The sequence below is a fragment of the Microvirga pakistanensis genome, assembly GCF_004458765.1.
Taxonomy (GTDB): domain Bacteria; phylum Pseudomonadota; class Alphaproteobacteria; order Rhizobiales; family Beijerinckiaceae; genus Microvirga; species Microvirga pakistanensis.
Map to the genome: position 1 here is coordinate 208,193 of NZ_SPJX01000187.1, position 11,698 is coordinate 219,890.

General features: G+C 66.4%; 8 protein-coding genes. All 8 read right to left on the bottom strand.

Annotated features, from left to right (window positions below):
- Positions 1 to 36 precede the first annotated feature (36 nt).
- From E4K09_RS12745 to E4K09_RS12780, 8 genes are read right to left on the bottom strand one after another with little or no spacing between them, the layout of a single operon-like run.
- Positions 37 to 1,200: an ABC transporter permease gene (locus E4K09_RS12745; protein ID WP_134497522.1), complete on the bottom strand. Its 1,164-nt coding sequence runs from the start codon at positions 1,198 to 1,200 to the stop codon at positions 37 to 39.
- Entirely contained in the window at positions 1,197 to 2,216 is a 1,020-nt protein-coding gene (locus E4K09_RS12750) for an ABC transporter permease (protein WP_134497524.1), read from the bottom strand. Before E4K09_RS12750 ends, E4K09_RS12745 begins: the two co-directional genes overlap by 4 nt.
- Complete coding sequence (locus tag E4K09_RS12755; protein ID WP_134497526.1) at positions 2,213 to 4,120, bottom strand: ABC transporter substrate-binding protein; 1,908 nt, start codon at positions 4,118 to 4,120, stop codon at positions 2,213 to 2,215. Before E4K09_RS12755 ends, E4K09_RS12750 begins: the two co-directional genes overlap by 4 nt.
- Complete coding sequence (locus tag E4K09_RS12760; protein WP_134497994.1) at positions 4,120 to 5,985, bottom strand: ABC transporter ATP-binding protein; 1,866 nt, start codon at positions 5,983 to 5,985, stop codon at positions 4,120 to 4,122. The genes E4K09_RS12755 and E4K09_RS12760 overlap by 1 nt, the downstream gene beginning before the upstream one ends.
- Positions 5,986 to 6,017: 32 nt before the next feature.
- The gene (locus tag E4K09_RS12765) at positions 6,018 to 7,943 is read right to left on the bottom strand and encodes a glycosyltransferase (protein WP_134497528.1); all 1,926 of its coding nucleotides are present in this window, start codon (positions 7,941 to 7,943) and stop codon (positions 6,018 to 6,020) included.
- Complete coding sequence (locus tag E4K09_RS12770) at positions 7,931 to 9,073, bottom strand: glycosyltransferase family 4 protein (protein WP_244610476.1); 1,143 nt, start codon at positions 9,071 to 9,073, stop codon at positions 7,931 to 7,933. Before E4K09_RS12770 ends, E4K09_RS12765 begins: the two co-directional genes overlap by 13 nt.
- Complete coding sequence (locus E4K09_RS12775; RefSeq protein WP_134497530.1) at positions 9,070 to 10,341, bottom strand: glycosyltransferase family 4 protein; 1,272 nt, start codon at positions 10,339 to 10,341, stop codon at positions 9,070 to 9,072. The genes E4K09_RS12770 and E4K09_RS12775 overlap by 4 nt, the downstream gene beginning before the upstream one ends.
- 9 nt (positions 10,342 to 10,350) lie before the next feature.
- Positions 10,351 to 11,670: a glycosyltransferase family protein gene (locus tag E4K09_RS12780; protein WP_244610477.1), complete on the bottom strand. Its 1,320-nt coding sequence runs from the start codon at positions 11,668 to 11,670 to the stop codon at positions 10,351 to 10,353.
- Positions 11,671 to 11,698 lie beyond the last annotated feature (28 nt).

Sequence of the window (11,698 nt, forward strand, 5' to 3'; positions counted from 1 at the left end):
AGGGGATCTGAGATTCTCATGCGCGTCGGTTCCCGCTCAATGATACGGGTCCGCCGCATCGCGCATGCCGTCGCCCATGAAGTTGAAGGCGAGCACCACGATGATCACCGGCACCATGGGAAAGAGCAGCCACGGGTGGAGCTGCACGGCGGCGAGGTTCTGCGCCTCGTTGAGCAGCACGCCCCAGCTCGTGACCGGCGGGCGAAGGCCTAGCCCCAGGAAGGAGAGGGCGGTCTCGCCTAGGATCATCGACGGGATCGAGAGCGTCGCGGACGCGATCAGGTGGCTCATGAAGTTCGGGATGAGATGGCGCGCGATGACACGCCCCTTGGACGCGCCCATCAGCTCGGCGGCCTTCACGAAGTCCTCTTCGCGCAAGGCGAGCAGCTTCGAGCGCACCGCCCGCGCCAGCCCCGGCCAGTCGAGGAGCCCTAAGATGATCGTGATGCCGAAGAAGACGAGGATCGGGCTCCAGTTCGGCGGCAGCGCCGCCGAGAGCGCGAGCCAGAGCGGCAGCTCGGGCAGGGAGCGCAGGATCTCGATCATGCGTTGGATCACGTGATCGACCCAGCCGCCCAGATAGCCCGCGAGCCCTCCGAAGAAGAGACCGAGGGTGAAGGACACCGCGATGCCGATGAGCCCGATGGTGAGCGAGATGCGCGCGCCGTAGACGATGCGGGAGAAGAGATCCCGTCCCAGCCGGTCCGTACCGAGGATGAACAGGGTGCCGTTCTCGGGCGGGCAGACGAGATGCACGTTCGTAGTCCAGACCCCCCAGAACTCGTAAGAATCGCCCCGGCAGAGGAACCGGAGCGGCTGCGGCTGGGACCGGTCGACCGTGTAGACGCGCCGGAAGGTCTCGAGATCGAAGCTGTACTTGTAGGGATAAACGAAGGGGCCGATGAAGCGCCCCTCGTGCATCAGGTGAATGCCCTGCGGCGGCGCATAGAGGAAATCGCCGTTGCGCTTGGTCTGATTGTAGGGGGCGATCACCTCGACGAAGGGCACGGCGAGATAGAAGGCCAGCAGCACGAAGGCGGCCGCCACGGCCACCTTGTGGCGGCGGAACTTCCACCACATGAGCTGCCAGGACGAGGCGCGGTAGAAGCTCTCGTTCTCGGTGCCGATGGGCTCGCTCGCGCCGGCATCGAACGGCGACGGATCGACGTAGTGGCGCGCGCGGGTGGGCAGCGTGTTCATCGCCCGCCTCCCATGCGAATGCGCGGATCGATCCAGGCCAGGAGAAGGTCGGAGACCAGCATGCCGACCACGGTGAGAACCGCCACGAACATCAGGATGAAGCCCGCCAGGAACTGATCCTGGTTCTTCAGCGCGCTGAGCAGGATGGGTCCCACGGTCGGAAGGCTGAGCACCAGCGACACCAGCACCGAACCCGACACCAAGTGCGGCAGCAGATTGCCGATATCCGCGATGAAGGGATTGAGCGACATGCGGAACGGATATTTCAGGAGCGCCTTTGTGGGGCCCAGTCCCTTGGCCTTCGCCGTCACGTAATATTGCTTGCCGAGTTCATCGAGCAGGTTCGCGCGCATGCGCCGGATCATCGAGGCCGTGCCCGCAAGCCCGATCACGATCGTGGGCACGATGAGATGCGACAGGAGCGACCGGATTTTCTCCCAGGTCCAGGGCTCGCCCGCGTATTTCGCATCGTAGAGCCCACCGATGGAGATGCCGAACCAGCGGTTCAGGTAGTAGAGCAGAATGAGGGCAAGCAGGAAACTCGGGGTGGCGAGCCCGAGATAGCCGATGAAGGTCGCCAGATAATCGCCTATCGAATATTGCCGCGTGGCCGAGTAGATGGCGATGGGGATCGCGACCAGGTGGATGAAGATCACCGCCGCGAGGTTCACGAGGAGCGTCAGCCACAGGGCATCGCCCACCACGTCCACGACGGGCTTGTCGTACTCGAAGGACCATCCCCAATCGCCCTGCAAAAGCCCCGAGAATCCATTGGGGCCCGGCATCGCGCCGATCCAGATCAGGTACTGCTCCCAGGCCGGGCGGTCGAGGCCGTATTGCTTGATCAGGAATTCGGCCTTGGCGATGGAGGCGTTGTCGTTCTGCGCCCGCAGCTCGTGGATCAGGTTGGAGAGGAAGTCTCCCGGCGGCAGCTTGATGATGAAGAACACGAGGGCCGAGATGATGAGGAGCGTGACCGCCATGGTGCCGAGGCGACGCAACAAAAAGCGGATCATCGGCGGGCCTCTTTGCCGGCGGCCTTGTTCCAGTAGATCTCGTCGACCCGATAGATGCCGAGCATGGCCGTCGGCTCCCAGGAGTAGAGCGCCTTCACGGGCAGGCCCTGCAGGCCGTTGCGGACGACGATGGGCTGCAAGGCGCCGGCCACCGTGCCGATCACCCATTGATTCTCCGCGTGGTTCAGGAGCATCTCGCGCCAGACCTGGGTCTGGACGGCCTCGTCGCCCGTCGACATCCAGGTGGCATAGAGATCGGACAGCCGCTTAGCCTCCGGCACGTCGATGGCTTCTCCGTTCATGCCTTTCGTCTCGACATGCTGCCCCCACTTCGGCCAGGCGTAATTGTCCTGCCGCATGGGCGCGAGTTCCGTCGGCGGCATGATAGGGGTGGGAACGGCGTTGTCGAAACCGGGGGCTGCCACCATCACCGTCAACCCCGCGAAGGAGCGGTTGCGCAGCACCGTGCGGTCCTGCGGCTTCACGAAGAGCCGCACGCCGATCTCGCGCCAGAACTCGCCGATGAGGGTGAGCCCGTCCACCACGAGGCTGCTCTCCCCGTCCGTCTCGACGATGATCTCCAGTTCGCGCCCGTCCGGCAGAAGACGAAAGCCCGCCCCGTTGCGCTTCGTCAGGCCAATCTCGTCGAGGAGCCGGGAGGCTTGAGCCGGATCGTACACGGCATTGAGCGTGCGCAGCTCCGGCGAGAAGAGGGGGCTCTCGGAAACCACCGTGTTGTTGCCCTCGGTCCCGAGGCCGAACAGCAGGGCATTGTTCAGGGTCTTCCGGTCGATGCCGAGGGAAAGGGCGCGGCGGAAGCGGACATCGCGGTTGAGCTGGCGCCAGACCGGATCGACGGTGTTGAGGTTGGGATAGAGCGCCAGCTCCGTGCCGCGCGCATAGGGCCAGATCAAGGTCTTGTAGCCCTGCATCTTCTCGCCTTCCTTGAGCACCGGAATGTCGCCCATGGAAAGGCCGCGGAACAGGAGATCCGTTTCGCCCGCATTGGCCTTGGCGGCGAAGAGCCCGCCCGCCGAGACGTCCATGACGACGCGGTCAACATAGGGAAGCTGATGCCCTTGGCGATCGACGCGATGGTAGTAGGGATTGCGCTCGAAGACGAAGCGGTTGGCTGGCGCCGCGTTCGTCACGCGCCAGGGCATGAGGGTCGGCAGGTCCGGGTTCGTCTGCTCCTTCATGTCGTCCACGCGGTTGTGAAGGGCGGCCCAGGATTTAAGCTTCTGCTGCTTGGCCTTCTCCTCGAGAGAGGTAGGGTCCGCATATTTGGCGTGGAACTGCTTGAGGTATTTCGAGGCCCTGTAGATCGCGGGGTCGAGCGGCCCCGCGAGCTGCGGCAGAAAGCGCGGATTGGGCTTGTCCCAGCTGTAGCGAATTGTGCGCTCGTCAAGCACTTCGAAGCGGGGAGGCTTTCCGTCCACCAGCATGAACTCGGGCGGTCCGGCCGGCGAGAGCTCCTTGTTGAGCGCGATGTCTTCCCAATAATAGCGGAAGTCCTCCGCCGTGAAAGGCGTGCCGTCCGACCAGCGGTGGCCGGCCCGAAGCCGGAAGGTGTAGACCCTGTCGTCCTGATTGTCGAAGGACTCGAGAAGATCGGGCTGAAGCTGCAGGTGGCGGTCGTAGCCGACGAGACGCGTGTAGGAATAGGTCGAGATATAGCGGATGTCGCGGGCCCGCGGCACCAGCGTCACGATCTCACCGCCGGGCTGTCCCGCGGCCTCGACCACGAGCGGCGTCGACGGAACGCGCTCGGCGACAGGCGGCAGCTTTCTCGCGCCATCCTTGAAGAAGGGCGTTTCCTTCACGTCCTGCGCTCCGGCCGGCAGCGCCAGGAGACCGCACGCAAGAGCAAGAACCAGACGCTTTCCCCGCAACCAAGTCATCATCAGGCGGCCTCCTGTGCCTTGGCGCGTCCCAGGCGAACCTTGTGGCCCGGCTCGATCTCTTCCATGACGCCGAACTCCCCGTCCGGGATGCGGAAGGGTTCCGGCCATTTGGCCGGGTTCGAGAAGCGGTCGGCGCGCAGCTGCGCGAAATCGAGGGGCCGGTCGAGATCCGGATCCGGCACCGCCGCGAGAAGCGCCTGCGTGTAGGGATGGACCGGGTTGCGGAAGAGAGAGGATTTCGGTGCCTCCTCGACGATGTAGCCCCGGCACATGACCGCGATGGTGTCGGCGATGTAGTCCACCACCGCGAGATTGTGGGACACGAAGAGATAGGAGAGTCCGAGGACAGATTGCAGGTCCTTCAACAGGTTCAGCACCTGCGCCTGCACCGAGACGTCGAGGGCGGAAACCGGCTCGTCGCACAAGAGCACGCGCGGCTCGAGCGCCAAGGCCCGCGCGATACCGAGGCGCTGACGCTGTCCGCCGGAGAAGGAATGCGGATAGCGGCGTAAGGAGCGCTGATCGAGGCCCACCATGTCGAGCAGCTGCTTCACGCGCTCGTAGCGCGCGTCGGAGGTGCCGATGTCGTGTATCCGCAGCGGCTCGGTCAGGATCTCGTAGACGGTCATGCGCGGATTGAGCGACGAGAACGGATCCTGAAAGATGAACTGCACGGAGCGGCGATAGGCGGTCAGCTCCTTGCCTTCGAGGCCGTGAACGTCCTTCGGGCCCGTGCCGTCGTCGAACAGGACGCACCCGGCATCGGGCGCGAGCGCGCGCATGATCATCTTGGACACGGTGGTCTTGCCGCAGCCGGACTCGCCGACGAGGCCGAGCGTCCTGCCGACGGGCAGCGCGAGATCGACCCCGTTCACGGCCCGGACCATGCGCGGCTTTCCAAAGAAGCGGCCGGAGCGGAGGGCGAAGCATTTGGTCAATCCCTCGGCCTTCAGGATCGGACCTTGCGGCTGCGGCCTTTCGGGCGCATGGGCGCGGGCGAGCGCCGTGCTCCTCACCTCGCGGATCGGAGTCAGGCGTTCGTTCTCCGCCATGGCGAAGCGCGGCACCGCGCGCATGAGCGCCTGGAGATAGGGATGCTGGGCCTGGCGGAAGATCTCCTCCCGGGAGCCGGCCTCCATGATCCGGCCGCGATACATGACGACCACCTCGTCGGCGATGTTCGCAACGACGCCGAGATCGTGCGTGATCAGCAGCACCGACATGCCCGTTTCGGCCTGGATCTCCTTGATGAGGTCGAGGATCTGGGCCTGGGTCGTCACGTCAAGGGCGGTCGTGGGCTCGTCGGCGATCAGGAGGGCCGGACGCGTGATCAGCGCCATGGCGATCATGGCGCGCTGGCGAAGGCCGCCGGACAGCTCGAAGGGATAGTTGCGCAAGGCCCGCTTCGGATCGGGAAAACCGACCCGCGCCAGCACCTCCATGGTGCGCTGCAGGGCCTTCGCCTTGCTCACGTCCGCATGGATCAGAAGCGCCTCGGAGATCTGATCGCCGATGGTGTGCAGCGGCGAGAGGGACGTCATCGGCTCCTGGAAGATCATGGCGATGCGCCCGCCGCGCAGCTGATGCACGGCCTCGCCCTCGGGCTTGAGGGCGGCGATGTCGACGGAAGTCGGAAGCGTGGGATCGTTGAAGATGATCGAGCCGCCGGAGATCCGGGCTTTCTTCGACAGGATCTGGAGAATGGACTGGGCCGTCACCGACTTGCCGGAGCCGGACTCACCCACGAGCGCCACGGTCCTGCCCTTCGGGACGTCGAAGGTCAGGCCGTCCACCGCCCGGAAATCCCCGGTATCGGTATGAAAATCGACCGTCAGCTGACGGATCGACAGGAGCGGCGGTTCCATAGGCTCCTCCAGCAGGCCTTCATCATAACGCATCAATCCGAGGCTGTGATCCTGTTTCTCATCGAAAACACCTCGTCCGGACGGAGGATAGGAACCTGCCTGGCGGCGAGGTGCATCATGAGCCTTTCGCAAAAGGTCCAGATGACATTGTCATGGATCAGATGATGCGTCAGCAGCCCGATCGGTTCCTCCCGGTCCGCCTCGCCCGCGACCCTGCGGTCGATGGCGGTCGCGAGACTTGCGATGATCCGCTCCGGATCGACGAGGCTTCGCGTGCCGTGCCAGTCGATGGGATCGACATGGGTGTTGACCTGCAGCAGCCCCGCGAAGGGGCCGGCTTTTGTGCGATCGTTGAAGGCCGAGAGACCCGTGAAACCTGCCCCCGGCAGGCGCTGCGCCAATTCCGGCGAAATCCGGTTCCACGGCGGCACGAAGACCGGCAGCAGCTTGCCGCCCAACGTTTTGCGGGCGGTCTGCAGGGCCTGCTCCGCCTCTGCCGCCATGGCGTCGACGGGTCGGTGAGCGCCGAACTCCGCCTTCTTCTCGCCGGCAGGGGCGTGGTTCGCATGCGACCAGCCATGAACCAGGGCGAAGGCTGCGTTCTCGGCCCGCAGGCATTCGCCGAGGGAGGGGTCGAGGCTGCGGGGAATGGCGGCCAGGGCAATGCCGGCCCTGACGCGACGACTCAAGGCGAGGAGGCGGTCCAGCTGGGGCGTGTCCGCCGCCGCATCGTCGTCGCGCCACCAGAACCGGATCGCGGCGCCGGAATCCCGGGCCTGGTCGAGCGCCTGATCGACCGGCGACCAGTCGATGCGGCCCTGAAGGGCAGGGCGGGCAAGCCCTAAGGCCTCCGCGATGGCAACGCTTTGGCGCGCCCCGTCGAGGGCGATCCGGGGCGGCGGCGATCCCTGGCCCGACAGGCCCTGCCGCACGGCGTCGGCCAGGCGTACGGGGGAGAGGTCGGCCTCCGGCACGATCTCGGCGAGGCCGTGCGCCTTCAGACGCTCCGCGCGCAGGCGCTGCTCGGTTTCGTGTCCGCCCTCGAAGGGGACGAGAACGGCCCTGGCCTGGCTGCGCAGAAGATCCACGACCGTGTTGTAGCCCGCCTGGCTGATGGACAATTCGGCTCGCGCCAGAAGCGCGCGGAAGTCGGGCCGCGCACGCTCGACCGTCACATGGGGCGGAGCGCCGCCGCGAAGCGCCAGGAATTCGGCTTCCGCGACGCCGCGCCCGATCAGGATGCGCCAGGGCCTGTCGGCGATCTCCCGGGCGGCCGCGATCGCCACGCGGTAGAGCGGCAGGCTCGCCGGGCTCGATCCGCCGGACACCACGATGCCCTCACGGCGTCCCGGCTCCAGGGGTTCCGGATTCTCGTCGACATAGCCGGTATAGCGGATCAGCGGGCGGATCCGTTCGTCCACGGGCCATGTCGCCTCCAGGGGCACGATCTGCGGATCGCCATGGACCAGAACGGCGTCGTAGTGCTCGAGAACGCGGGCATGCGCCTCATCGATGCGCTCGGGCTTCGAGGGGGAGGCCAGGATATCGCGGATCGAGCAGAGGACGAGCGGGCGCGGATCGAGGCCTCGCGCATCGTTCAGGAGGGTCATGAACTCCCCGGCGAGCACCCGGCGCCCGAAGGGGAAGAGCTCGGTGATGACGATATCGGGCCGGAACGTCCGGAGGGTTTCGAGAAGAAGGATTCGCCGCTCCGCGAGCCGGAAGGGGTGGACCGGTGCGCCGTTCTCGTCGAGCAGGGTCTTGAAGTCCGTGCCGGCGATGCGCACCGGCGGCAATTGAACGAAGGCGACGCCGTCGAGACCGGCCGGCTGCGCGGGCACTCCTCCGGATACCAGCGTGGTTTCATGGCCCGCCTGCGCGAAGGCGCGCGCGAGCGCCGCTGCCCGCGTGAGGTGGCCCGCTCCCAACAGATGGGTGACGACGATCAGGACCCGCATGCCTGTGCCCCTCCCGACGGCGCGAGCGACGACAGCGCCTCGCGCAGGCGCATGGCGGCCTGATCGAGGTTGCGTTCCTGGCCGACGAAGCGCCGCGCGCGGGCACCGAGCGCCCGCAGCCGCTCCGGATGGTCGAGCAGATCCTTCATGGCGTTGCAGAATGCAGCGCTGTCGCCCGGTGTCGTCAACACGCCCGTCTCGTCGTTCATCACCACGCTCGCGACGCCGCCGAAATCGCCCGCGACCACGGCGCAGCCGAAGAACTGCGCCTCCAGGAGAACCATGCCGTAAGCCTCGTTCACGGCGGGCCATACGAACAGGTCGGCCTGTCGATAGAGCGCCGCGAGATCGCTCCTGCTCTCGATCGGCCCATGAAAGCGCACACGGTCCGCGAACGGTCGGAAGAGTTCTTGGATCTCGGTGCGCGCCTCGCCGTCTCCGACGATGTCGAGGGACCAGGGACGATGGCCGATGCCGCCCAGGGCATCGGCGAGAATGCGGTAGGATTCGAGCTTGTCGCCCTTGCGCATCATGGCGACCGTCAGGAGCCGCGGCTCGCCCTGGCCCCGCGTGGAGGTGGGCGCGGGCCATTCCTCCACATCCATGAAAGGGGGCAGGTCGACCAGCGTCTGGTGCGGTGGGCGTGAGCGCTCCAGGGCGATGCGGTCCTTGGCGGTCATCACGAAAACGGCGTCGGCTTGGTCGAGGGCGGCCTCCGCACCCTCGTGCCCCGGGGCCCAGGGCCCCTGCGCGCGCTTGCCGGCGCGCGAGCCTTCCGCGATCACGTAAGGGATGCCGAGGGCTTGGCTGACCTGCGGTCCGATCCAGTCCGGCGCCTTGTAGTAGACGTGATAGGTGAACCACAGGCCCGGCCGGCGATCCTGCGGCAGCGCCCGGTAATGCGCGATGAGGCGGGAGGCCTCGGCTGCGGATTGCCGCTTCAGATCGTCCTGAGCCTGCCTGTCGCCGGCCTTGTCGAGGGTGCGCAGCTCGCTTGCGAGGTGGGGTGAAAAGCCTGCCCTGTCGAGCGCCTTCATCAAGAGACGCGCCATGGTGCGGTCGCCCGAGGGGAGGGGATGGTTCGGGCTTTTCAGCGGGGCATAGAACGCGACAGGCTGGACGGCGCTCACACGGGCTCCGCCTGCTTCAGGGGGCTGTCGACGGCCGCGCGGAAGCGCGTTTCCAGAACGTCGATCCCGCCTTCCATCGAGAAGTCCTGGCGAAGACGGCGGTAGGCCGCGTCGCCCAGAATCCTCCGCTGCTCCGGCTCCCGGGCGAGAAGGTTGAGCGCGTTCGACAGCGCCTCCCAGTCGCCGGGGGGCACGAGCTGGCCCTCCGTGCCATGGCGGATGAATTCAGGGATGCCCGCGAAGTCCGTCGCCACGATGGCGAGTCCTTGACTGGCCGCCTCCATGATCACGTTCGGCAATCCGTCGCGGTCGCCGGAGGCCGCTTTCTTGGAGGGCAGCACGAAGAGGTCGGCCTCGCGCAGCAGCGCGATGATGTCGGGCTGCGCCTTCGCGCCCAGAAAGGCGACCCTGTCGGCGATGCCCGCCTGCTGCGCCTGCTTCTTGAGGCTGGCCAACAATTCGCCGCCGCCCACATGCGCGAAGCGCCAATGCAGGTCGCCCGGCAGCGCCGCGAGCGCCTGGATGAGATCGCCGTAGCCTTTCTTGGCCACCGCGCGTCCGACCGACACGATCCTCACCGGGTCCCTGGGATCGGTGCCGTCGCGTGCGGGACGGTTTGCCGGAGGCGCCGGGAACCGCGACAGGTCGAGGCCGTGATAGACCAGGGAAACACGATCGGGCGCCGACAACGCCCGAAGGTTCTGTGCGCCCTGGGCGGTACAGGTCACGCCCCAGAGGGCTTCCTGCATCTTTTCACGCTTCTCCCAGTCGGGGATCGTCCAGATGTCCTTGGCATGGGCCGAGAAGGTCCAGCTGCGACCGGTGAGGAGCGCCGCGTAGCGCACGACGGAGGCCGGCGTGTGAAGATAGTGAACGTGGAGATGCCCCACATCGGCGGGCAGTTCCCGCGCCATGACGAAGGCTTGCCCCAGGCGGCGCACCCGGTTGGCCGTGAAGTCCCGTTTCAGATCGCGCCAGAAAGCCTTGAACGCCGCGCCGAACCCCTTCTGCCCGAAGCTCCAGGCCGCGCCCTTGAGAACGCGCAGCGGCTCCTCGTAGAGATATTCCGGCAGATAGGTCACCCGCGCCTTGATCGCCCGGTTCATGGGATGAACGGCCCGCTCCGTCGGGTGGCGCAAGGACCAGATCTCGAGAGCGATCCCACGCTCCTCGAGCGCCAGGATTTCCTGTGCGATGAAGGTTTCGGACAGGCGCGGATAACCTTTCACGGTGACGGCGATCCGCCGGGCCTCAGGGGAGGGCAGCATCGGAATGCCTTACTCGGCCGCCTGGTGGAAGGCTGGCCTGAACAGGGTTGTCGGCTCGAGGAGAGCCTTAAGCCGCTCCTGCACCCGGTCAAGCCCGTCGAGCAGCCCGGGGATGGTCACCTCGGAGGGACGCCGTTGCGAGGAGAGACCGCGCAGGGCCTCCGCCATGCGCTCGGGCGTGCGCGGCTCGTCGTGGTCGCTCAGCATGCGCACCAGACCCAGGCGCTCGGCTTCCACGGCCCGGATGTACTGCTCGAGTCGTGGCCTCGTGCGCGGCACGATGAGCGTGCGCTTGTCGAAGGACAATGCCTCGCAGAACGTGTTGTAGCCGCCCATCGCCACGATGGCGTCCGCCTTCTTCATCAGCCGCTCGATCTTGTTGTCGAAGGACATGACGTCGAGCTTCGGCTGCTTGGCGATGCGCTCCACGAAGGAGCGGCGCTTGTCCCGGTCGATGAAGGGGCCGAAGAGGATCAGGGCCGGCTGTTCGAGCGTCGCATCGGCCTCATAGGCCGAGATCACCCAATCGATGAGGTCGTCGCCGTCTCCGCCGCCGCCGGTGGTCACCAGGATGAAGGGCTGCTTGGTGATCTTCGGGTACTTGGTTAGAGAGGGAGTGGGCGGCTCCTCACGGCGCAGATAGCCCGTATAGGTGATGCGCCCGTTCACCGCGTCCGGCAGGCTGAGGGCCTCGAGCGGCTGGTAGACATCCTTCAGGCCATAGACCCAGATCTCGTCATAGTAGCGCGCGAGCGCTTCCCTGGCTCCTTTGCGCTCCCATTCGGGCACGAGCAGGGTCGGCTCGTCCATGACGTCGCGGATCCCGAGCACCAGCCGGCACCCGACCGCCCGGAGATAGTCGAGGGCGGGCACCACCTCGCCGCGAAAGCCCGTCGGCTCCTTGTCGACGATGAACACGTCCGGCCGGAAGGCCTGCGCCGTCTGGAGGATGAGGGCTTGGCGCAGGCCCACGGCCTCGTCGAGCTCCACATGGAGATTGAGGCTGCGATAGTCCCCATCGGGCAGCTTGGTGACACCGGGGATGCGGATGTAGTCGACCCCGCTGCCGAACTCGAAGTTGCCGATCACCGGGGAGCCCGAGATGATCACCACCGAGGCGCCCGGCCATGCCTCGACGATGGCGTTGGCAATCGCCCGCGACCGGCGCAGATGCCCGAGACCAAAGGTGTCGTGGCTGTAAATGAGAACCCGCGCGCCTCGGACAGCAGGATTTGCGAGGAGAGGCGATTGGGGGGTCTTGCCTAAACTGGTCACCAAATCGGCCATCCGAACGCCCCTCGGCACGAGGCGCGTCGGTTGACGACGCATCCTCCGTCTCTACCTCTTCTCAAGGCCC